Annotated in this window: 22 protein-coding genes; 17 read left to right on the top strand and 5 right to left on the bottom strand. The window is 43.1% G+C overall.

The window, feature by feature from the left end; all coding sequences use genetic code 11:
- Positions 1–29: 29 nt before the first annotated feature.
- Entirely contained in the window at positions 30–1394 is a 1365-nt protein-coding gene (locus VL525_RS18795) for an ATP-binding protein (RefSeq protein ID WP_325388568.1), read from the bottom strand.
- Positions 1360–2796 carry a contractile injection system tape measure protein gene (locus tag VL525_RS18790; protein WP_325388567.1) on the bottom strand — a complete coding sequence of 479 codons (1437 nt, stop codon included), beginning with the start codon at positions 2794–2796 and terminating at the stop codon, positions 1360–1362. Before VL525_RS18790 ends, VL525_RS18795 begins: the two co-directional genes overlap by 35 nt.
- Before the next feature lie 118 nt (positions 2797–2914).
- On the opposite strand from VL525_RS18790, the gene VL525_RS18785 reads away from it, so the two are divergent.
- From VL525_RS18785 to VL525_RS18725, 13 genes are all read left to right on the top strand, one after another.
- Entirely contained in the window at positions 2915–3490 is a 576-nt protein-coding gene (locus tag VL525_RS18785; RefSeq protein ID WP_325388566.1) for a DUF4255 domain-containing protein, read from the top strand.
- Between the two features lie 5 nt (positions 3491–3495).
- Positions 3496–4281 carry a hypothetical protein gene (locus VL525_RS18780; RefSeq protein WP_325388565.1) on the top strand — a complete coding sequence of 262 codons (786 nt, stop codon included), beginning with the start codon at positions 3496–3498 and terminating at the stop codon, positions 4279–4281.
- A gap of 75 nt (positions 4282–4356) precedes the next feature.
- Positions 4357–6465 (top strand): phage tail sheath C-terminal domain-containing protein, encoded by a 2109-nt coding sequence (locus tag VL525_RS18775; protein ID WP_325388564.1) that lies wholly within the window; start codon positions 4357–4359, stop codon positions 6463–6465.
- Between the two features lie 47 nt (positions 6466–6512).
- Complete coding sequence (locus VL525_RS18770) at positions 6513–6950, top strand: phage tail protein (RefSeq protein ID WP_147032288.1); 438 nt, start codon at positions 6513–6515, stop codon at positions 6948–6950.
- Between the two features lie 10 nt (positions 6951–6960).
- Positions 6961–7494: a phage tail protein gene (locus tag VL525_RS18765; RefSeq protein WP_325388563.1), complete on the top strand. Its 534-nt coding sequence runs from the start codon at positions 6961–6963 to the stop codon at positions 7492–7494.
- A 39-nt stretch (positions 7495–7533) separates the two neighbouring features.
- Positions 7534–7689 carry a DUF5908 family protein gene (locus VL525_RS18760; RefSeq protein WP_187359631.1) on the top strand — a complete coding sequence of 52 codons (156 nt, stop codon included), beginning with the start codon at positions 7534–7536 and terminating at the stop codon, positions 7687–7689.
- 41 nt (positions 7690–7730) lie between these two features.
- Entirely contained in the window at positions 7731–8447 is a 717-nt protein-coding gene (locus VL525_RS18755) for a hypothetical protein (RefSeq protein ID WP_325388562.1), read from the top strand.
- Positions 8448–10199 carry a type VI secretion system tip protein VgrG gene (vgrG, locus tag VL525_RS18750; RefSeq protein WP_325388561.1) on the top strand — a complete coding sequence of 584 codons (1752 nt, stop codon included), beginning with the start codon at positions 8448–8450 and terminating at the stop codon, positions 10197–10199.
- Positions 10200–10218: 19 nt separating this feature from the next.
- Positions 10219–10500, top strand: coding sequence for a PAAR domain-containing protein (locus VL525_RS18745; protein ID WP_147032292.1), 282 nt, complete (start codon positions 10219–10221; stop codon positions 10498–10500).
- Between the two features lie 13 nt (positions 10501–10513).
- Complete coding sequence (locus tag VL525_RS18740) at positions 10514–10936, top strand: GPW/gp25 family protein (RefSeq protein ID WP_325388560.1); 423 nt, start codon at positions 10514–10516, stop codon at positions 10934–10936.
- A 44-nt stretch (positions 10937–10980) separates the two neighbouring features.
- Complete coding sequence (locus tag VL525_RS18735) at positions 10981–13998, top strand: baseplate J/gp47 family protein (protein ID WP_325388559.1); 3018 nt, start codon at positions 10981–10983, stop codon at positions 13996–13998.
- Entirely contained in the window at positions 13992–16628 is a 2637-nt protein-coding gene (locus VL525_RS18730; RefSeq protein ID WP_325388558.1) for a hypothetical protein, read from the top strand. Before VL525_RS18735 ends, VL525_RS18730 begins: the two co-directional genes overlap by 7 nt.
- A 112-nt stretch (positions 16629–16740) precedes the next feature.
- Positions 16741–18864, top strand: a complete 2124-nt coding sequence (locus tag VL525_RS18725; protein ID WP_325388557.1) for a hypothetical protein — start codon at positions 16741–16743, stop codon at positions 18862–18864.
- 246 nt (positions 18865–19110) lie between these two features.
- Here the strand turns inward: VL525_RS18725 and VL525_RS18720 are convergent, their stop codons facing one another.
- Together VL525_RS18720 and VL525_RS18715 are read right to left on the bottom strand one after the other, a co-directional pair.
- Positions 19111–20130 carry an LLM class flavin-dependent oxidoreductase gene (locus VL525_RS18720; protein WP_325388556.1) on the bottom strand — a complete coding sequence of 340 codons (1020 nt, stop codon included), beginning with the start codon at positions 20128–20130 and terminating at the stop codon, positions 19111–19113.
- A 68-nt stretch (positions 20131–20198) separates the two neighbouring features.
- A complete protein-coding gene (locus VL525_RS18715; protein ID WP_325388555.1) occupies positions 20199–20396 on the bottom strand; it encodes a hypothetical protein in 198 nt (65 codons plus the stop codon).
- A 200-nt stretch (positions 20397–20596) separates the two neighbouring features.
- On the opposite strand from VL525_RS18715, the gene VL525_RS18710 reads away from it, so the two are divergent.
- From VL525_RS18710 to VL525_RS18695, 4 genes are all read left to right on the top strand, one after another.
- The gene (locus VL525_RS18710) at positions 20597–21004 is read left to right on the top strand and encodes a transposase (protein ID WP_325388554.1); all 408 of its coding nucleotides are present in this window, start codon (positions 20597–20599) and stop codon (positions 21002–21004) included.
- Between the two features lie 4 nt (positions 21005–21008).
- Positions 21009–21152 (top strand): hypothetical protein, encoded by a 144-nt coding sequence (locus VL525_RS18705; protein ID WP_325388553.1) that lies wholly within the window; start codon positions 21009–21011, stop codon positions 21150–21152.
- Between the two features lie 157 nt (positions 21153–21309).
- Positions 21310–22392 carry a hypothetical protein gene (locus VL525_RS18700; protein WP_325388552.1) on the top strand — a complete coding sequence of 361 codons (1083 nt, stop codon included), beginning with the start codon at positions 21310–21312 and terminating at the stop codon, positions 22390–22392.
- A 254-nt stretch (positions 22393–22646) separates the two neighbouring features.
- Entirely contained in the window at positions 22647–23201 is a 555-nt protein-coding gene (locus tag VL525_RS18695; RefSeq protein WP_325388551.1) for a hypothetical protein, read from the top strand.
- 327 nt (positions 23202–23528) lie between these two features.
- On the opposite strand, the gene VL525_RS18690 is transcribed toward VL525_RS18695, so the two are convergent.
- Positions 23529–24149: a hypothetical protein gene (locus VL525_RS18690; protein ID WP_325388550.1), complete on the bottom strand. Its 621-nt coding sequence runs from the start codon at positions 24147–24149 to the stop codon at positions 23529–23531.
- Positions 24150–24200: the final 51 nt, after the last annotated feature.

Raw genomic sequence — 24200 nt, 5'->3', positions numbered from 1 at the left:
GGAGAATAGCCCCGGGCCGATCATAACTGTTAAATGGTCTTTCCTTCCTTCAGAAATTCTCTGCGGATGCCTTCAATAATATCCGCATGATGTATAATTCTGTTTTCCCTTTTTATTGCAAGCAATGAACAATAGCGAACCACGTTGGTAATACTACCGCCGCTGATCTCAAAATCAGCGCTGATCAGGTTAAGATCAACATCATCGGCAAATTTTGTTTTTTGTGAAAATGTTTTCTGCCAGATAAGTAACCGTTCCTTAACCGACGGCATATGAAAATCGATGATGCTTTGAAAACGCCTCGCAAATGCTTCATCAATATTTGATTTAAGATTTGTGGCAAGGATAACCAGGCCGCTGTAATCTTCTACACGCTGCAGCAAAAACGACACTTCCTGGTTTGCATAACGGTCGTGAGAGTCTTTTACCTGCGTTCTTTTGCCAAATAGCGCATCGGCTTCATCAAAAAACAAGATCCATTTTTTATGTTCTGCCCTGTCGAATATTTTGGTGAGGTTCTTTTCTGTTTCACCAATATATTTGCTGATGATCAGCGAAAGGTCGATACGGTAAACGTCGTAACCGGTGTATTTGCCAAGCAGGGCAGCCGTAAAAGTTTTGCCTGTACCGGGAGGGCCGAAAAACAAGCTTCTGTAGCCCGGTTTTAATTTGCTCCGTAAATCAAAGGCATTCAGCATTTCATTGCCAACTTCTATCCACGTCCTGATCTCCTCAATATGAACAAGCGTCTTTTTTTCCAATACCAGTTCGTCCCAGTTTTGCTCGGTCGTAAGCCTTTTTGCCGGGAACGAATGCGAGAATTCGGGGGCGTACTCTTTTCCCCGAAGTATGATCTCTATCAGGTCTTCGGCGGCTACTATGACCGAAGCGGTGAAAGGTTCGGCAGCAGAAGGGCTTTCTAATTGTATAAGGTGCGATGAAAAAAGAAAATGATCGCGCCCGAAATGATTGAGATAAAAAATGCGCTTTTGCAGATCATCGCCGCTCAAAATAAACAGCAGCGTATCCATAGTAGGCACCAGGCCATTTAGCTGGGCTGCTTTAAAAGCCCCGAACTCTGAAAAGCGGTTGTCGATATCCTGGTTCTTTACATAAAAAAAATCAAGCAGCTGTGGCTTTAATACAGGCGCCATGCTAAGCCATAACATTACTTTATCGGCAAATGATAATGGTTGTTTTTTGAAGAATGTTGTATACCAGTCGCTTTGTTCATCCGGCACGTCTTCAATTTCGGCCCACGACGGTTCATGGCCAAAATATAGCTTAAGCCTGGTATCAATTACATTGCTTAGCCATTCCATTTGCTTTTCCACAAAAGCAACATCCGGCCCCTTTAAATCAGTATGTCCATTCAGTGTAAATAATGTACTCATTCCACGGCAACTTTATAGTAAGAATCCCAAAGGGCAGAAATTCGATCAATATATCAATGGAGCTTTTTTCCACCTGCACCAAAAAACCGTCTTCTCTTTTTTGCAGCAGCCCATTCCTTGTAATAAAACTATTTATCAATCCATCCCGTGAAGTATTTTTCAATGCCGACCAGTGTTCGATCAAACTGTCCAGCATTTCCTTCCCTTCTTTCTTTTCCGCCTCAGTGAATTGATATCTTTTTATATCTAAAGGTAAGTCAATTGGCCATCCGCACAGTATTTTATTTAAAACCAATAGATGCTCGGCCTGGCTGCTTTTACCATTGATCAAAAACTGGAGAAACAGGATGGCTTTTTGCTGCGCTTTTTGATCGATAAAATTCTTCCCTTCATCAACCCAGCCCAATTCCCTGAACATAAAGGGTAAATAAGGATGTAACAAAATAAGGCCGGCATTGGTAATGCTTATTTTATCTTCTTCGGCGCCTGGTTGGAAAGTGGTATAGTTTGAAGGATTGGCTGATTCGGCAGCATTGTAAAATTTGTTGCCAATTGAAAATAACTTTTCAAGCAATGGCAGCAACTTGTCTTTTATAATCACATCCTGCTGCCGCAATAGCTGTTTGACGCTGCCGGCAGCTTGCTGAACCTGCAATGGTAATTTTATGCTGTTATTAAGATTTTTTTCAAGCAGTTCGGCAATAAAGTTTTTAAAGTCGCCGGGCGTTTCAAGTGGTTTATACCGGTACAGCTTATTAATGAAAGCTGCATTTAAGTATTGTTCGCCGGCGATAACCTTTGAATAAACCTTCCCGAAAAATAAAAGAATTTCTTTCAAATAGGGGTGGATCATCAAAAATGCCTCATACAAGGTGTTTTTTAACTCTTTGGAACCCGCCGCCAGGTAAGTAATTCTTTGTATGTTAATTGCATGATCAGCGCTGATCTTACTGAATAATTGGAAAACAAGTTCTTTCCGCTCCCAAAAAGCGATGAGCATTCCCCTGATCTCTTCTTCTGGCTTCCGTTGAACGTACCATGGCCAATAACCGCTTTTCAAAAAGAAGATCAGGTCTTCAACAAGCAGGCCTGTATTTTCATCCGCACTAAAACCGGCTTTTGGCTCTAATTTATTTTGAGGAATGGTTTGAAAAGATAGCTTTGATAAGGCCTCGGTCAAAGCGGCCGAAAATTTTTCCGGAAACTCCGATTCAGTTATTTTTCCGACATCGATTTCCAGCTTGTCGATGTAAATATTTTTTTCTGTTTTGTCAAAAATGACGTTTATAAGCGGAAGAGTATCATCGTAAAATATTTTTTTTGTTTGCAGCAAGGCCGTGTCTTTTTCTTCCTGGGCAAACGAGAAGTGCAAAAGTACCCGGTTGATATGATTTTTTTGCATTATTATTTCTTTTGAAATAATTATTTCATCTAATTTAATTTTTTTTTAGAAAAGGTTAAAACTATTGCAGAATAGTTTTTTTTAATTTAGATTCGTTTGTATAAACCTGTTCTTTGTTATGCTTGATGTAGCAATGAAATTTTTGAGAGATTTCTTGAATCAGGAAATAACCAGCCCGGCTAACCCTGTCGTTTTAGGAAACATAACAAAGGATACAGATATAGAGAAAGACAAGATCCACCTTTCTCTTTTAAACATAGAAGAAGAAAAAATATTAAAAGAGGTAAATCATAACCGGCGCATAAATCCCGGCGATGATTTCTACTCTACTGTTAATCCCGAAATTCGTTTAAACTTATACGTTCTTGTTACCTATCAGTATGATGGGAAAAACTATGAGGAAGCTTTAAAACAGCTGGCCAATGTAGTAACTGTTTTACAGGGGAAATATGTTTTTACAAAACCGGATTTTATGAAGCCTGCTTATGAACCGCTACAACAATTAGTGGTTGACCTGTACAGCCAGACTATTGAGCAAAATAGTAATATGTGGCAGGCGCTCGGCGAAAAACTTTCCCCATGTCTATTATATAAAATACGTGTTATAGCAATACAGGCAAACAGAGTACTCGATACATCAGGAGAAGTAAGGGCGGTTGGAATAGATGTAATTCAGAAAAAATTTGAAAATTAAAAACGATGGTTACCCGCTACAAACCTCTTTTTTCGTTTACAACGTCTTATAACCTTGCGGGTATAGGTATTATTTCTGATGGAATTACGCTAACGGCGCCGGCATTCAGCCTTGGTACCATGTCTGATCTTAAACTAAAGCCACAATTTAAGGGCAATGTTGCCGCTGTTTATTTTGAAGGCAAAGAGATGCCTGCAAATGCACCGGTTGATTGTGTGCCATCTATTGTTATTGATACCGACGAATATTTTTATTTGAGCATTGGTTTTTCTGACAAAGAAAAAATAAAAAACCTGAAATTTCATTCAACGGCTACCATAGCAAAAGATATTGGTTTTCCCGTTTTGTACAACGCGCTGATCTCCGTTTCCGGAGGGGCGCCCACTGTTTCAATACAGGAAGACGTAAAAATTGTTACCCCTGTTTTTACTTTTACAGTAACCCGGGCGCAGACAGGGCTTACCTCTGCTTATGCTGCGCTTGAAATAAGGGATGAAAAAAATGCCCTTGTTAATTTGAATATACCTCCTGCACTCCTCAATGATAAAAGCATCGATGGAGTTTCTGCTATACCTGAGTTTGCGTTTAGTGTGGATGCTTCGGGCCTGGAGCCCGGAATTTATAGTTTTAAAGCCGGTAATTTCATAAAGAAATTTTTTATTGTGGGCGATGCTGAAATTTTAGACAGCATTTCGCTTGTGCGTGTATTAAAAAATGACTTTTTGGAATATAAGACCAGCCTTGCGGATACAAGCTTTGCCGAGTTTGATTTGCTTATCCCGCAGGCATAAAATTGCTATTTATACTAAAAACAAATTGCTGCATTAGCAATAAATAATAACAATCATTATTTAATCAATTTCATTATGGCAGGTACGTACAAAACTCCGAATGTTTATGTGGAAGAAATAACGAAACTTCCGCCGTCAGTAGCCGAAGTAGATACAGCCGTTCCGGCGTTCATTGGCTATACTGAAAAAGCTCAAAGGTTTGTTGCCGATGACCTCATCAAAAAACCCACAAGGATATCAAGCCTGCTTGACTATGTGCAATATTTTGGTCAGGGGCCGTCTTATTCATCAATCCATGTGCAGCTTGATATTAATAACGTGGTCGACACTTCAACAACGGTTGTCAACAACAGTATTTACAATTTGTACGATAGCATGAGGCTGTTTTTTGATAACGGCGGGGGCGTTTGCTATATCTGTTCGGTGGATAAATATAGCAGCAATGATAATGATGCCACACGCGCTACAAAAATTACAGAAGGACTGGCCGAAGTAAGAAAGTTTGATGAGCCAACTATCCTGCTTTTCCCGGACGCTGTAAATATAAAAACGGGCGGTGCTGTCGATTGGGATAAAATTGCCGGCATACAACAGGCCGCGCTAAAGCAATGCGGCGACCTGGGCGACCGGTTTGCCGTGTTGGACGTACCCGATGATCCCACTAAACTGGTGGAAGAAGAAGCGGACCTTTTCCGGAGCAAGATCGGGATGAATAATCTTAAATACGGTGCCGCATATTCGCCGTATGTAAAAACTATTTACGATAAAGAATTCAGGCTGCGTGATATCATGAAGAATCTTTTCGATAGCACGGGGACGGCACTTGCATTAAAATCACTTTTTAAGGATACTGATAAGGACGCAAGCGGAACACCTATTAAAACAAAGCTTGATACTTTTTCGACCATATACGCCAGTAACGACCTTATTAATGCCAGGCTGGCGGTTTATACGGGCTCGCCCGCGACCGACACTTTCAGCAGCTCTAAACTGGATGCCAGTTTCCAGGGCATCGTAAATTCGTTTAACGGGGCCGCGAATGATGCAGCAAGATTGGTTCAGTTAAAAGCAGCCTTTGAATTTGTATATTACCTGTATGCACAATTTGAAGGGTTTGTTGTCAATCATGCTACCCCAACAAACAAAATAAACACGGCAACACCCGCAACACCTACCGCCGCGCTGCCGATAATTACCAGGGTTATAGGGTCGACAACTTTAAGAGCTTCTGTGGAAGACTTTTTGGCCAGCAACCTGAAGAATAGTTTACAAACGTTCAGAAATCTTGACAATGAAGCCTATCGTATAGCTACACCGGATATTTCCAATGTTGCTGCTTCTATGGCGGTTGTCGATTTCACCCTTTTCACAGATGCCAAATGGGTGCCGGGTGCAGCCGTTGATAGCGGCCTTATAACCGGTGCAACGCTTGTTGATAAGGGAACGCAGGCACTGAACGCGCTGACACAAATTTTCCGGACTGCGAAAAGTGGTCTCGATTCCGTTGTTAGTATGGGATTGGCGTTAGAATCTGCAACCGAAGATGCCTTAACACCCGATCTGCCGATCTATAATTCAATTTTGTCGGTACTGAACACATCCATCAACACTTTACCGCCTTCGGGTGCCGTAGCAGGTGTTTATGCATCTGTTGACAGGGATAGGGGCGTATGGAAAGCTCCCGGAAATGTCTCCATCAATTCTGTAAGTGATGTAAGCGAACTTATTGACGATGATACCCAGGAAGGATTAAATGTCGATCCTAATGCCGGTAAGTCAATTAATGCTATCCGGGCATTTTACGGGAAAGGTATTTTAGTATGGGGCGTAAGAACGTTAGCCGGCAACGACAACGAGTGGAGATATATATCGGTACGCAGGTTTTTCAGTTTTGTTGAGGAAAGCTGTAAGAAAAGCACATCCTGGTGCGTGTTTGAGCCAAATGATGCCAACACCTGGGCACGTATCCGCGGTCAGATCGATAATTTCTTAAATAACCAATGGCGACAGGGTGCACTGGCTGGAGCCAAGCCCGAACAGGCATATTATATCAATTGCGGGCTTGGAATTACGATGACATCGCAGGATATTCTTGAGGGAAGGCTGATCGTCGAAATCGGAATGGCTGCTGTAAGGCCGGCTGAATTTGTCATACTGAGGTTCTCTCACAAACTCCAGCAATAATCATTATGGTATTTAACTTATAAAATTGATTTTTAATTAAAAAGCTTATGGCAACTAAATATCCTATACCTGTCTTCCACTTCCGCGTTGAATGGGGCGGTACGAATATCGGGTTCTCTGAGGTCTCCGGGTTGAATATTGAAACGCAAATTATTGAATACCGGGACGGAAGCATGCCGGACTACAGTACTATTAAAATGCCCGGTATGCAAAAATACGGGAATATCACTTTAAAACGGGGCGTAACTAAAGGCGATAACGAGTTTTTCAGCTGGTGGAATACCCATCAATTGAATAAGATAGACCGGCGCGACGTAACCATTAGCCTGCTTAATGAAAACCACGAGCCGGTTATTGTATGGCGCGTGCGCAATGCGTGGCCCGTTAAAACCGACGGAGGATCGCTTAAGGCAACCGGTAACGAAGTAAGTATCGAAACGCTTGAACTGGCCCATGAAGGCATTAGTGTTGAAAACAATAATTAAGTAAACGTTTATGGCATTACTTGATGCGGTTAAATATCCTTCTGTAGGTTTCCATTTTGTTGTAAGGTTTGAGGGCATTGGCTCGGGTGTCAGTATAGGGCCCGTTTCGGTGAGTACGGCAGATATTGATACAAGATGGACAGAAGTAACCGGGCTTGCAGCAGAAATTACTACTGAAGAACTAATAGAAGGGGGAGAAAACAGGTTTGTGCACAAACTGCCCCAAAGGGCAAAATATCCTAACCTGGTATTAAAGCGCGGTTATTTTTCTTCGTTGCCATCTCCGCTCATGACATGGGCGAATGATGCTATTGCAAACTTTGACATCAAGCCCTGCCAGGTTCAAGTGATCTTACTAAACGACATGCACATGCCGGCGCAAATATGGAGTTTTAAAAATGCCTATCCTGTTAAACTAACCATGGGCGATTTTAAAGCGATTGACAGTGGGTTTTTAATTGAAAGCATGGAGCTTGCTTACCAGTTTTTTAAACGGGAAAGTTTGCTTGATAAACTCACTTCGGCAGTAGGGATATCTTTATGATATAGCGCCGGCCAATTATAACCTTTAACTCCAGATGTTATGCCTGTAGAAATAAATGAATTGGTGATCAGGGCCAGCATTACGGCGCCCGAATCCCCCCGGCAGGCTGCTGTGCCTGCTTCGGACAACGAACAGAAGATTCAGCAGTTGCTGGACGAGGTGTTGAAGAAGATTAATGAAAAGGAAGAACGGTGACCATACCGGGGAGCTTTTAGAACCATTTACTAGAAATAGCTATGGCTGGATTAATTCAACAGGACGGGGCCCTTCAGAAATTAAAATTCATTCCTTACAACGATGTAAAATTTGAGGATGGAAAACTTGTGCTCAATGATAACAATCTTGGGCAGGCCTATACGGTTATGTTTAACCCCAACAACATTGCTGTAAAATTACAGGTTGACAGGGACGAAACGCAGGCCGATGGGGCCACAAGCGCCCCGATGAGGTTTAAAAGAATTAAACCGCAGGATTATTCTTTCGAGTTCATCATTGATGGCACCGGGGCCAACGGCGAGCCGAAAAAAGAGGTGGCAAAGGAAGTGAACGATTTTTTAACCGTAGTGTATGTGTTTGACGGGAAAGAACATCAGAACAGGTATATCAAAATTCTTTACGGTTCTGTGCTGCTTAAATGTGTTCTCAAATCGGTAGACATTACTTACAATCTCTTTTCATCAACGGCAAAACCGTTACGCGCAAAGGTTAACGCCGTTTTTACCAGCTGCCTTGACCAGGAGCTGAGTGAAATGATCAATAACCCCAACTCGCCCGACCTTACGCATAAAAGAAAATTGACGCGCAGCGATAAACTGATAGGGGTTTCCAATTTTATATACAAAAAGAACACTTACTACGTGGAAGTAGCAAGGGCGAATAACTTTAATACTTTCAGAAATCTGCCGGAAGGAACCACGGTTTTTTTTCCGCCTGTATCAAAAACATCAACATAAATGCCAGACAATAATAGCAGAGTTGTACCAACCCCGGCGCCTGCCGACCTGCCTACCAAAACAATTTTGGTAAACGGAACTGCTATTGCCGGCAATTATAGCGTGCTAAGTGTTACCGTAAGCCACATGGCGCATAAAGTGCCCGAAGCGCAGATAGTTTTACTGGATGGGGATGTTAGCACTGCAACTTTTGAAGTAAGTAACAGCGCTGATTTTATCCCGGGTGTGGAAATTGAGGTCAAAGCGGGCTATCATGGCCAGGAGGAAACCATTTTTAAAGGAATGGTGGTAAAGCAGGCTGTGAAAATTTTACAGGGGCAATCGTCGGTGCTTAATATCGTTGCCAAGCACGATATTTTCAAAACCACGCTTAACAGGAAAAATACGTCGTTTAAAGATAAAAAGGATAGCGAAGTGATCGAATCGCTGATACCGGGAAGCAGCGACGTTGATGCTACCACTACCCAGCACAAACATTTACTTCAGTCGTTTTGCACCGACTGGGATTTTATAAACCTAAGGGCCGAAGCAAACGGCATGTTTGTTTTGCCAAAATATGATAAAATACAGGTAAAGGCCCCTGTACTTGATGCCGATGCTGTTTTGAGTTTGTATTACGGATCATCTATTCTTGAATTTGAGGCCGAAATGGATGCACGCAACTGCTACACCGAAATAAAAGTAAGCGGCTGGAGCGCGTCGGACCAAAAGGTGATAGAAAGTACGGAGAGTAACCAGTGGAATGGCAAGGAACCCGGGAATTTTACCTCTAACGATGCGGCGGACGCTGTTGGGAACAGCTCTCTTGACATGTTTTGGCAGGGCGATACCGTAACAGATAATCTTGATACTGTAGCCAAAGCAGCCGTCATCAGGCACCATTTAAGTAAGACGTTCGGAAGGGCGCAATGTATTGGCTTTGCCACTATCTGGCCGGGTGATATAATTGAATTAAATGGCGTTGGAGACCGTTTTAATGGCAAAGCTTATGTTACCGGCGTACATCACAGCATACGCGAGGGGAAATGGGATACAGATATCCAGTTTGGGTGGAAAAATAAAAGTTATGCGTCACAGTACGATGATGTTACAGCAAGCCCGGCGCTTGGATATATGCCTGGTATTAATGGATTACAGATAGGGGTAGTAAAAAAACTTGAATCAGATCCTTTAAGCGAGTTCAGGGTATTGATACAATTGCCTACGCTCGGCGGCGCAGATGAAGCGATTTGGGCACGAATGGCAACACTTGATGCCGGAAAAGACCGCGGGAGTTATTTCAGGCCCGAAATTGATGATGAGGTAGTTGTTGGTTTTATTGATAACAACCCGCTGCACGCAGTCATTGTTGGCTGTATGCACAGCAGCAAAAACGCATCCCCCATAACCCCCGCAGACGCCAATCAGATCAAGGGGTTTTACAGTCGCGAAAAAATGAGGTGGCAATTTGACGACGACAAGAAGGAGATATTGTTCGACACGCCAAAAGGAAACAAGATATTAATAAGTGAAGATCAGAAAGGAATAACACTGGAAGATGAAAACGGGAATAAGGTAGTGATGAATGATAATGGTATTGAAATAACAAGCAGTAAAGATTTTAAGATAAAGGCAAATGGTGATATATCAGTTGAAGGCACCAATTCCGAACTAAAGGCAAACTCGCAGTTCAAGGCTTCGGGGGGCAGTGGTGCGGAGCTGTCATCAAGTTCTACCACAATTGTGAGAGGAAGTACTGTTAATATTAATTAAAACATAAAGAAAAATAAATATGCCGGCAGCAGCCAGAGTAGGAGATGTTACAAACCACGGCGGTACCATAGTGGGCCCGGGTTGCGCCACCGTATTGATAGGCGGTATGCCGGCCAGCGTGATGGGCGACAATCATGTATGTGTAATACCTCCGCCGTCGGGGCACATAACGGCAAGTATCTTCCCGGTTGGAAGCGCTACCGTAAAGATCGGAGGTGTGGCTGCTATCAGAACGACAGACGCGTGTATATGCGGGGCTATGTCGGCTGTGGGCTGCCCTACAGTAATAATTGGCGGATAATATAAGGTATGATATGGACATGTTAACATCATTTTTAGGTACCGGGTGGAAGTTTCCAATACAGTTTACCAAGACAACCGGTAATGTTGAAATGTTAAGCGATGAAGATGACATTCAAAGTAGTCTCCATGTGCTTCTTTTAACCCGGATCGGCGAACGGATCATGCAACCTTCCTATGGTTGCAACCTGGATGTATTAATGTTTGAGGCCATCAACGAATCATTGATCGCTTATGTAAAGGATCTTGTTTTTACGGCCGTTTACTATTACGAGCCCAGGATAAATCCAGAAGACGTATCTGTAACGGCCACGGAAGATGAAGGAATAGTCCTGGTGGATGTTGAGTACACCATCCGCACCACCAACTCAAGGCATAACCTGGTATTTCCTTTCTATTTAGACGAAGGAAACCTGGTAATTAATAGCGGAGCATAGTAAAACATTGGTTTGAAAAGTAATTTTTAAATAGTATTTACCGAATGAGCTGTAGTTGCAACATACCGCATCCTTTAAAAAGAGAAGGCACATACCAGTGGCAACGCTTTCCTGCCGGGCTAAAACAAGGCTTTTACCAGCCTGATGACCGCACTATAGAGCAACTGGTAATGCAGGCAGCCGAATACGCTTCCTTTGTAAAATACTATGATACTACGCTGAACGAATGGGGGAGGTGGAAGGAGTTTTATGATTTTATTTACGATTATCAAAATAAGACATTAAAGTTTACCAATATCGACAGTTTGCTGCAGCGGGGTGACGTGCCGCCACACCTTGGGTTATTATTATCTTTTTTAAAAACATTTCAAACCTTACGTGATAGCTTTAATGGCTTTACCGGCCGCCACGTTGATTTTTATTACGAGGATGTTTTACAGCTTGCAAAAAAGACGGCAGAGCCCGACAAGGTAGCCGTTTTGTTTGAGCCGGAAAAAAATACCGTCGCCGCCAGGGTAGCGGCAGGGCGTGAGCTGGATGCCGGCAAAGATGCTGCAAAAAAAAGCCTTGTTTATAAAACAACCCGCGAAATTATCGTAAACCAGGTAACCATCGCTAAAAAGAAAACGGTTTTCGCAGATAAAACAGGGGCCATCACAAATGGCTTATATGCGGCCGCCGATGCGGTTTCTAACAATAGTTTTAAACAAAATAATATTACCAGCTGGCGGGTGTTCGGGTCAATTAACAATGCCCCGGCTAATGTCGGCTTTGCTTTCTGCTCCCCGCTTTTATTAGCCAAAGAAGGCCGCCGCAGGCTGACCATAGAAATTGATAGTATAGAAAATTTCCCGCCTGTATCATTAACAGCAAGCTATACGGGGCCCAAGGGATGGGTAAGTAAGGGTGTAATGGTCGATCTTCTTCCCGGGGTTGGCAGCGGAACATCAGCAAAAACGTATTTACGTGTAAAAATTGATGAATCATTACCCGCCATAGCAGCTTACGACGAAAAAACACACCAGTCAAATTACCCAACGCAATATCCTGTTATAAAATTTCTGATCAATAGCGATGCGAATTTTCCCGGTGCCATCAATTTTTTGTCGGCGCTAACCATTGATGCATTAGGAGAGATCGTAATGAATGTTGAGGGTGTCAAATCGTATACGATCACCGGCGACAACGGAAAGCTAAACCCATTACAGGCATTTAAGCCATTTGGCAATACGCCCGTAAAAAACAAATCATTTTTTACCATTGGCAGCACCGAAGTGTTCAGTAAATATCTGTCTACCCTGCATTTTGCCATTAACTGGAAGGGTGCACCTGGTAACATGGCAAAGTATTACTCTGCCTATCAGACGTATTTGAAAACCGTTCCCGATAACTCTGTAAGTCCGCAAACAATCGATTCATTTAATAAGCAATGGGAAGCGCTTAAACAGGGAAATGTACCCGGAAAAGTGGAATTATTAAGCGGCGGCAAATGGACCCAGGTTAATGAGGATGCGCTGGCAAATTATATAAACCCGGATAAAAAGAAATCCTATAATACTTTCCACACCGATAATGTTATAAATAATGATTTCGATATAACAGAATCAAACGACTATACTGAAACGTCGCGGTGGGGTTTTGCCAAAGTAACCGTAGGATATGATTTTGGCCACCAGATTTTTCCGAATGTATTAACCTATACCGTCACTAATAATGCAAAGGTTGCCACGGCGGCAGCTATTCTTCCTATTCCTCCGCAACCTTATACGCCCGAGTTTAACAGCCTGCATCTTGATTATGTAAAAAAAGATGCATTTGATGTTGCAGCCAGGCCCGAACACCAGTTAATGCAGATCCACCCTTTTGGATTTTCAATAATTACCTCAACCCAGGACACCTTAGTTTCGGGTGATTATAATGTAAGCGGACAATTATTTATTGGGCTCAGCAATTGCCCCGTCGCGCAAACCGTTAATCTCTATTTTTCAAGGCTCGACGGCACCGAGGAGATAGATGCGCTTATCAATGAGAAAACGCAATGGTATTACCTTACATCCAATAAATGGATACAGTTTGGTTTTGATGAGATAGTTGTAAATACAACAACCGATTTTACCGAAAGCGGCTTTATTTCTTTTGCTATACCGGAAGCGGCGCTGATGCCCAATACCCTTATGGGCGAGAGCCTGGTTTGGATAAAAGTAGTTTCTGCTTCCAGTGCGGCAGCGTATCCCTCCATAATTGATATTAATACCAATGCAGTTGAAGCTGTGTTTGATGACCGCGACAACGACCCTTATCATTTGCAAACACCGCTGCCCGCAGGCACCATTACAAAAGCGCTTGTTAAAATAGACGGGGTAAAGGCTGTATCTCAGCCATCGGCTTCTTATGGCGGTTCAATGGCCGAGCAGGCCGAACATTTTTTTACCCGCGTAAGCGAAAGATTAAGGCATAAGAACAGAAGCTGGAGCATTTGGGACTATGAGCATCTTGTGCTTGAAAAGTTTCCCGCCATATATAAGATCAAATGTATTTCACATGCCACCCAGGATTGTATGTATGAGCCCGGTAACGTGCTGTGCGTAGCGCTCCCGGCTACCGTAAACATTGCAGAAAAAGACCTGTTGCAGCCAAGGATAAGTAAAGGCACCCTCACAGAAGCCGAAGAATATATCGGCAGCTTTATGACAACTTTTGCCCATGTGAAATTTATAAACCCGGTTTATGAGCCTATCATCGTTAAATGCAGCGTAAAAATTAATCCGGGATTTGATGAGAGTTTCTACCGCGATCAGCTGAATACAGATATCCAGCAATTTATAGCGCCATGGATATTGAATAAAAATATTTCGCCTTCATTCTCGGGTAAGATATATGCATCATCCATCATCAATTTTATAGAAGAAAGGCCATACATAAACTATTTGACAAATTTTGAAGCCTTTAAAATAGAAAATAACAAAACAATAAGCTGGAACGAATTTGCGACCGGCAGCGGCGAAGATGTAATTCTTACTTCTCATTCTTCACATCAAATTGATACACAAGCAATATGCTGACAGACAATGGAAATATCGTAATCAGCAAAACGCCTGTAACACAGTCAGAGGACTATGAGTGGCTGCGCAATACGGGCCTGGGATATATACAGCAGTTTTCGGGTAAGATATGGACCGACTACAATATCCATGATCCCGGTGTGACGATTTTGGAGCTATTGTGCTATGCCTTAACTGATCTTGCGTACCGAACTTCGTTCCCCGTTGCTGATCTGCTGACAGATGCTGGTGAAAAAGGCCCCCACGCCGATGATTTCTTTACGGCAGATCAGATACTTACAACATGCCCCATCACGCTCAACGATTATAGGAAATTAATATTGGACCGAACGCCCGGCGTACGGAACGTTTGGCTGGAGACGATGGATGATATAAATTACGACCCTGCCATTTATTTTGATGAAAAGACGGTAGATACATCGCTTACGCAGCCGGTAAACCATCCCTTTGAAATTATTAAGTTAAAGGGGCTCTATATTGTTAAGATAGAGGTGGAAGATTATCAGACTATCGCAGACCATCATCAGCCCTTCTTAACTACGCTTGCACAATTCCGGAATAAGGATTCGGCGCATGCAGAAGCAGTGGTTCAGCCTGACGAATATAAGATCTGTTTAGAGAATTATGTAAAGGACCTGTTGAGCCAGAACCGTAACCTGTGCGAAGACTTTGAAGTGATCAATGTTCCGAATGCGGAACTTATAGCGGTATGCGCAGATATTGAGCTAAAGCCCGATGCGAACGCGGATGTTGTTTTTCTGAAAATATACAGTGCATTATATAATTATATAAACCCCAATCTCAAATTTTATTCGTTTAAAGAGCTTATTGATAAGCAAAAGCGCACCGAAGATATTTTTAACGGGCCCTCTGCCACCCGTGGCTTCATTGATGAAGACGATCTCAATAAACATGGCCACCTGGATGTTTTATACGTCAGCGATATCATTAACCTGTTGATGGATATACCCGGGATATTGCAAATAAAAAAAATTCACCTAAGTAGTTATAAGGACAATGGCGACGGCACTTTTTCGGTTTTGCAGAATGCACAGCCATACTGTTTACATCTGCAGGATACTTCAAATTCCGTATTCCAGTTCATACTGGATGCCGACGCGCAGGATAAAACCAAAATATTTAATAGCATAAACTTTTCAAAAGGACTCATCTATTTTACGCCCAAAAGAAAACCGGAATACAGCACGTACGATTTTATCGACTACCCTTCATCACCGGCCGATTTTGAAAATGATCTGCCAATCCCTCCGGGTACAAACCGGGATATATTAAATTATTATTCGATACAAAATGATTTCCCCTTATTTTATTACACCGGTATGGATGGCATACCCAAGGGAGAAACTAACCTTCGCAAAGCACAACGGCTTCAATCAAAAGCCTATTTGTTGTTTTTTGATCAGTTGCTTGCCGATTATCTGAAACAGTTAGATCAGCTTAAAAATATATTTACCTGGCGCGGGGGCGTCACTGCGCTGGTATTGCAGCCCTTACCGTTAAGCGAAGACATCATAAAAGACCTGGGGATGTTGCTGCAGTCGGACGGTAATCCGCCTAATTTCGGGGCAACTTACACTTCGTATGCCCAATTGATTGAAACGCCCGATCAGCAAAAACAAAGACGGAACAGGCTTTTAGACCATTTACTGGCACGGTTTAATGAGTTGTTTGTTGATTATTCGGTTTTTAAATTTCAGCAAAATAAAACGGGCGATTTTTTTGATGAGGCGACCGCAGACGAGCTGATCGACGACAAGATCCAATTTTTAAGCGTGTATCCTGAAATTAGTTGCGGACGAAGCCGCGCTTTTAATTATACAAAACCACTTTACGGGAGTGGTGATAATGTGACCGGGCTACAATTAAGGATCCAAAAAATGCTGGGTGTTATCAGTTCCCAAAATAAAAAACTGTCGGTACCCACCAATGTGGTCGACTATAAATTATTGCTGCAGAATATAGCAACAGGTGTGGTACCTGCGCCAGCTGATAAATTGGTTATTACCGATAATCGTTTTGATGATTTTGACGCAAATTTCGGCATACATGTTTTAGAACATATTTTGTTACGCCCACTTTATAAAAGCACGGCCCCGCTCAATAATCTGCTTCCGTTATGCGGGAACGGGACAAATAACGAACATGCAGAATGCCTGATACCTGATAATTATAGCATGCAGATGACCGTTGTTGCACCCGGATGGCTTTCTATCAGCAACAATATGGATTTTCGTGCCTTTACCGAAAGCCTTATACGTACCGAAGCACCGGCGCACGTAACATTGAAAATTTGCTGGCTCGATCCGGCGCTGATGTTCCTGTTCGAGCAAACAACTGAAGCATTCTTTACCGCGCTGGCAAAAGTAGAAACGGCTGGTGCGGTACCCGTTGCCCAGGATATTACGGACTTTAACACAGCCCTGCTCGACGTTTATACCATGATGGGCTTATTGAAAAATATGTACCTGCCATCTATCCTTGACGAATGTGACGATATTAATTACAATGAAGAAGCCGACAAAATAAAGGTGCCCGTTATACTTGATTATTCGGCGCTTGGCAGCGATGGCAAAGAAGAATGGTTTGTTTTTGAAAAAAAGCAGCCCTGACTTATTAAATAAATAGTTGTTGTTAAACCTGCCAAAATGCAAAAGCAACATCAAAAACGCTAAAAAACAATGTAGTAATTGATTTTTTTCATGTTGATTTAAAACTTTTAATATGGAAACCCGACCAAATTCTTTCCCTGTTTATGTAAGCAGCCAATACCTTACGAGTAAACAGCTTAATGAGACAACCGATTTTTTGTGGCAGGAGGAAAAAGCTGCGAGATACCTGCTGAAAGGGAACGGCATACTGCAAGGGTTTGCTTTGAGCTTTACAGATGGCGTTTCGCTTAAACAGATCAGCATTACGGCAGGAAGCGCCTGCACGGTTGATGGTTATATCATTCAGCAAACCGGCAACCAGGTGTTCGATAAAGGCCATGCGATCGATCTGAGCTTAATTACTTTGCCTGATAATACGCAGCAGCTGATGGAGAAAGCTGACTACGACAAAGTGAAAGACAAATTAAGCGCGACCGAAAAAGTATTGAACGCAATTGAAATATTTAATGTTGCAAGTAACCTGCCCGATCTGCCCGACGGATCAAATACCCTGGATTCGATGGCTATACCGGCAGCAAAGGCTATTTCTGATTACACCGTTTTTGCGGGCGTTTTTGTAAAGGATGATAGCTATGATAATTGTCAGCAAGGCGATTGTAACGACAGGGGAACTGAAAGAAGCTATATGACCAGGCTTTTCCTGGTGCTTGCCGCCCAATTTAGCGTAGCGCCTGTTCCGCCATCAAATACTTTAAGCCCCCAGATGCCATTATGCATGGCAACGCGCGTAAAAGGTCTTTCGCAGGTAGGCAGTACAGCTGCTTTTTATCAAAATTCCTTTACCGCATGGAGTACGAATTTTACAACCTTTCAGCCTTATTTTGCAGTTGCAAGCTCAGGAAAGCAATTGAGTATTATTTCAACACTGCTCGATTCTGCCGAGAAATCGGCCTTTACCGCAGCAGTGGCTAAGTTTACTGCTATTGTCGCATCGGCAAATGCAGGCAAGTGCGAGCAATATTACAATGCTTTTGCCTCTGATCTTTCAAAAGCCATAAATGAGTTGGTTGAGTTTTACAATGATTATACAAAAAAATACCCGATCTATCCGCAGGTGAGGATCGAGGGTGTTATAGTGCTTGGCGGCCTAAAGCAAGGCAGCGTTGATAAGTGGCGTTATTATTTTTTACCCGCAGGCGATCAGCCGGCATTTACCTTTGACAGGAACCGCCTTAAGCAATTATTTATGCGTGCCGTTTCGCTGGTAAATAATTTTGTAACGCAGGACCTTATTAAAACGCAGGCTGCAAAAATTAATAAAGTGATCGCTATTCCGTCTGTTGCAGGCGACTCGTTGCTTGCTCACCGGGCTATTCCTTATTATTACGATGTGCTGGTCGCCAATAATCCAATTTTAGCCAATTGGAACCCCCAAAGTGCAGACCTTCAGAATATTTTTTGTTATTACGACGCACAAATCCCAACAAGAAATACCAATCCTAATATGGTGGCGAAGCTTTCTATGGCCGATTGGACAAACCAGGGCTTTTTCAGGATAGAGGGCCACCTTGGCCTTCAAAAGGACGCCGTTATTTCTGCGTTAAATCAAATGATAGCAGCCGATGACCTGCCAATTCAATTGATTGACTGCAACGTGAACTATAAGGGGCCTACTACATGGAACAACTGGTATAACGATTTCTCTGTTTTTTTAAACGATAGTTTAAAGGCGTTAAAGGCAGCAATGGCAGACCCAAATCAGCCTAAAACGACGTATACTTTTGACCCCTTTAAAAAATTGGTGGCTAACAATTTAGAAACCAGTTACCGTCAGCCGGACAAGATAAAGGGTATTGTCGATAATCTGAATGCCTATTCACATGTGTTTTACAACGCCGGCAACGCCAAGGCGCCGGGTTTTGCTAAACCGGCTGCTGCTACTGCCACTGCTACCAACCCACTGTCCGATCCGAATGTGATAACCAAATATACTACCGCTGTTAATAAAGACAAGGTATTAGCATTAGTTAAGGGGTATAACGATGCGCTTGTCGAAGTCACCGATCCTAATGTGAAAAAAATAGTTGTGCTCAAGGATCTTGCCGGCCTTGAGTATATGGCTGGTGTTCCAAGGGGGGGCACATTTGTATTACTTCACGATGGTGCCACAGTAATTGGAGACGGTTGCCTTTCCTATTATTACAGGGTCAATCAGAGCAGAATTTTTGATGTTTAAATTTCTTGATAATTTAAAAAAAACTTATCTTTATACTGTTTGATTTGGTATATAGTTTGGTTGGGGTTTACGCGAAGCGTGAGAACGTATAGCGCTCGAAAGAGTTAAGGACAGCAGCAAGGCAACTTATCGAAATTTCTCGTGTTTTTACGATGTCGCAAGACTAAGTTTATTTCTATTTCTAAGTTCTCGGGGTCATTCTCCGAGGGCTTTTTTTTTGCGGTCTACTCAAAAAACAGCATCAACCTAACGCCAGCCCAGTGCCGGGGCCACATGTTGCAATAGGGACGACAGCACATGCACATTGTAATCAACACCGAGGGTGTTGGGTATGGTGAGCAGCAGGGTGTCGGCTTCCTGTATAGCTTCGTCGCCGGCTAATTCTTTGATGAGCTGATCGGGTTCTGCAGCATAACTTTTGCCGAAGACGGCGCGTTTGTTGGGCTCGATATAGCCGAAACTATCGGCGCCTTTGGCCTGGCCGAAGTAAGCCCGGTCCAAATCGGTTACCAGTGCGAAGATGGAACGGCTCACCGAAACCCGCGGTTCGCGCTGGTGGCCTGCTTTTTTCCATGCTTCTTTGTACAGCCTTATCTGTTCGGCTTGCTGAATATGGAAAGGCTTGCCGCTTTCGTCAAACTTCAGGGTCGAACTTTGCAGGTTCATCGCATTTTCGGCTGCCCAAACTGCTGTGGCATTGGATGCGGCTCCCCACCAGATACGTTCGCGCAGGCCTTCCGAATGCGGCTCTAAACGTAACAGGCCCGGCGGATTAGGGAACATGGGGTAGGGGTTAGGGTCGGCAAAACCCTCGCCGCTGAGTTTATCCAAAAATTCCATCGCTTTCCGGCGCCCCATATCGGCATCGGTTTCGCCGGGCAAGGGCTCGTAACCAAAGTGTCGCCAGCCGTCTATCACCTGCTCCGGCGACCCGCGGCTTATACCCAGTTGCAGGCGCCCGCCCGAGATCAGGTCGGCAGCGCCGGCATCTTCCACCATATACATCGGGTTCTCGTAACGCATATCAATAACGCCTGTGCCTATCTCTATTTTGCTGGTTTTGGCGCCAATGGCCGACAGCAATGGGAACGGCGAGGCTAGCTGCGCCGCAAAATGGTGCACGCGGAAATAAGCGCCATCCAAGCCTATCTGCTCGGCGGCAACGGCCAGGTCGATAGACTGAAGCAGGGTATCGGCTGCGGTACGGGTTTTATAGGAGGGGTGGTTTGACCAATGCCCGAATGATAGAAATCCGATCTTTTTCATGGTGGGGCAAAGGTAGGGAATAAAGGTTTAGTCTTTGTTGCGTGTGTGCCACCGCAAGGTAAAAGTACTTAGCCCGAAATAGCCAGTAAATAGTCCAGTTGGTTGGACGAATCGCCCGGGTTTGGGGCCGCCAGCTCATCCTGGTCTGCCGACCATCCAAAGTAATCGCATATATCATGGTACAGCATCAGCAGCTGTTTATCGGCATCAGTGAAAGCAGGAAGGAATTTAAAATTCCTGTTCTGCGGGTAGTCATGTCTTTCCATATTGATATAGACGGGCGGGGTTGAAAAACATTTTAAGGAAAATGAAAATAAAGCGGAGTTTTGCTGTATGGGCGCGAGAAGCATTTGCCTCTCTGGTTTAAGAGTTCAGCGCAGCGCTCTTAAATCAACGAATTAAAACGAGCACTCCGTGCGGCTAATGAAGCATATATTAATTGGTGATTGATTATCTTTCGGCCACGATGGCAACAAGATATCGTTTTGGGGATAACGAATGGCCCCACTTCGTCACATTTTCGGTTGTAGAATGGATAGATGTTTTTAGTCGTGAAGATTACAAACAGATATTGGTGGACAGCCTTCGGTATAGTATTGAAAATAAAGGGCTAATTGTTTATGCCTGGGTGGTTATGCCAAACCATGTTCACTTGATCATATCCGCAAGGCAAGGGAACGAACTTAGCGGCATTATACGTGATGTAAAGAAATTTACGAGCCGTATGCTGATTAAGGCTATAAAAGACAACCAGAGAGAAAGCCGAAAACATTGGATGTTGTGGTTGTTTAAAAGTGCGGCTGCAAAAAACATTAATAATAACGAGAATCAGTTTTGGCGACAAGATAATCAACCCTGTCGAGTTAAGAACTAAGGAAATGATGGATCAGCGTCTGGATTATCTTCATAATAACCCGGTTAAAGCCGGGTTGGTTTGGAAACCTGCTGATTATAAATATAGTAGCGCCATTGATTATTATAGGCAGGAGAATGGCTTACTGCCGGTGGTGTTGTTGGTTTGAATAATGTTTGTGCAGGGGAACCGCACGGAGTGCTGCATTTACTTGTTCATTTAAGAGCCGCTGCGCTGAACTCTTAAACGAGTGGGGGGATGCAATGGAAAAATCCAGATGCCATAAAGATTCATTATTTTAAAGTAATCCGCTAACTTTATGTCCTATGAACACTAAACCGATCCTTGAAATGTTACGATTCAATTTGAAAGGCTCTTTTTTGTTTTTAAGCGCATTTATCGGATTGATGTGTCTTTTTATATCATGTGATCAAATTAATTCACCTAAAAGGATTGAGCCGGTAAAAATCAGACCTGCAATCCAAACCATAGTCGATAGCATAGCCAAATACAATCAATTAACCAGTTCCGGAGTAGGTTTTGCTGGTGTTAGGACTGGGCAATGGAACCGTTACGAAAAATTAAACAAAGTAGCGTCGTTAGCAGAATTGAGGGAACTTACGCACCATAAAAACTCTGTTGTCAGATGCTATGCCTATGATGCTCTAACGGCGAGAAAAGATACTTATGCTTTTACGTTACTTTTATCTCATTTACACGATACAGCCAAAGTATCTACTTTTTTTGGTTGCATAATTTCTGAAGAGATGGCAGGTGATTATTTTTTAAACGCAGTCACACCACACAATTCAACAGACGTTGGCTATAAACTGTCGTTAAGACAAAAGTCTATGATAGATAGTATCTTGCTTTTCGATAAACACATAATTTTATCTGCTAAGTACAATTTACTCTATGACTTGAAGCCCCAAGCCCAATATTATAATCGAATTAGAGAAATTGCAATAAATGAGAAAATGCCTGTTGCTATATGGGCTTTAGCAAAGTATGAGAGGGTTAATGATGTTAGCATAATAAGAGCTGCATTTAATGACCTTCAATCCGAAGACTATGCTATTCGCTCCGCGATGCTAATTCCTGATAATAGTTTCTATCCGATAATAACCAATATTTTTGAGCGTGAATGGAAGGAGAAACTGTACGATTATCAGAAATGGGAAATCCTTTATCAAGCATTAGCTCAATATCCTAAAGAACCTCAAACATTGGATTTTTTTAAAAAGACAATCCAAACCAAGGATGAATTTAGATACAAAACTTTAGGAGCAGATTTATTGATAGCTATAACTAAATATCCGGATCCTGTCTTTGAACCGTTAAAGAAACAAATTAAGTTGGATAAATATTCAATGGAAGATGTGAATAGGGCTTTAAGTAAAACTGAATAAATACATTACTCGAGCAAATTAGGTTAGGCGATTATTGTTATTATAAATCCCCCGCTGTCCGAAGTTTGCAACTTCGGACTTTTATATAAGTAGTCTGAAGACTACAGGCATACCTGTTCGAAGTCAGAGGCTTCGAACAGCGCCGCTTTTATGTGTCAAGATTTTATTTACAAATTTTACATTTTAATTTACAATACAAATTCTTCAGGCTAGAGGATGTCAGGGTAGATTTGCTGAATCAATTTTGATGAGATATGAAAAATAAAAGAAATGTTTTGTACGGTCTGGCTGTCATCATGGTCGGACTAATTTATTTTCTTGTACAGGTTCAGCAAAAAAATGGCACTCATCGCACTAGCTTTTCCGGCGAATGGAGAGCCAAAGAGTCGATAGCTATGGGTGGAAATGTTGTTTGCTGCTATAATTCGGGTGACCGTATGCTGGCTAAAACGATGAAAATAGCAGAGCAGGTAAATTTTCTGACCGTAGAGGTGTCAAGCTCGTTTCCGGGTGCAGCTCCTGTTACCAGCCAGGAGAAAATGGCCTTCGACGGCAAAGCAGGCAAAATTGACTATGGCCCGGGAAGGGGAAAGACGTTTACCGTAAAGTTGTCGGCTGATGGACAAACGATGACTGTTAGCTCAACTGTGCGCCTGACGATGGCTGGTCAAAAACAAGCATTTGTTTACGTAACAGAGGTTTGGAAGTTGAGTAATGATGGCCGGTCTATTTCTGTGCAGACCAGTGCAAAATCGAGCTTGATCGGCAGCGAGCGTTCGTGGAAGACCGTATTTGATAGAGTCGGTTAGTATTCAAAAATACCCGTGGTTAACCTCCCCGCTGTCCAAAGTTTGCAACTTCGGACTTTTATGTAAGTAGTCTGAAGAATATAAGCATATTCATTCGAAGTCAGAGACTTCGAAAAGCGCCGAATATTTCGCGTTAAGGATTGGAGTGAAAAGCCCGCAACCGCTGGTAAGCGGCGAGGACTTGTAACGGAAAGCCTGACCCGCTTGGAGAGCCTCAGTGTGACAGCCCGAGCGGGGAACGCCCAAAACCACCCGGCCTTGTTAATCCGTCAAGGTCCGCCCACCATACTTCGAGGGCCTCAGTATGACAGCCTTTTTTTAATCTGATTATCCGTTTTTCCTGATAATATTCTCTATCTGGTTCAACTGCTCGGCGCTTAGTTGGGCCAGGTTTTCCTGGCTCAGGATGGTGTTGTTTACCTGTATGTAGTTGTTCTGCTCGGCGATGACGGCGGGCTGTTTATCGGCAGTGCCCACCATTTGGAGGTAAAGTTTGGCGGCGCGCATGTCGCCGTTGAGAGCGTGCTTAAAAACATGGGCGAGCACATTGGGGGCCATCAATTTAAATTGTTCCATTTGCGCGGTGTGGCCGGGGTGCTTTTGATAGGCCGCAAAATGTTTGGCTACGGTTTGCCGGCTGAGGCCGGTTTCGCGGGCAATGGAGCTTTTATCGGGCATTACCCCGTTTTGGCCCATATAACGGGAGACGGCGGCGTTGATGAGCGAGTGGTTGTATTCCCAAATGTCGTTTTTGGTACTTGCGGGAATGATGAGGTCGATCTTATTCAAAAAATTGTCGCGTTCGGCGCCTGTTAACTGCGCGAGGGTCTGGGTGGCGGTTTCTGAGAGTTGCTGGCGTTCGGCCTGGTTTAGGTGTTCAACGTCGGTGGCGGTGATCTTTTCGAGCGAAAGCAGGTGTTCGATTTTTGTAGCTGGAAGGTTTGTCATGATGATTTGTTCAGGTTTTTATGATGAATGTAAATTTTAAAAAAAGCATGG

Source organism: Mucilaginibacter sp., from assembly GCF_035492695.1.
Classification (GTDB): domain Bacteria; phylum Bacteroidota; class Bacteroidia; order Sphingobacteriales; family Sphingobacteriaceae; genus Mucilaginibacter.
The sequence above is the reverse complement of the archived record's forward strand: the minus strand, read 5'-3'. Positions and strand labels throughout refer to the sequence as shown.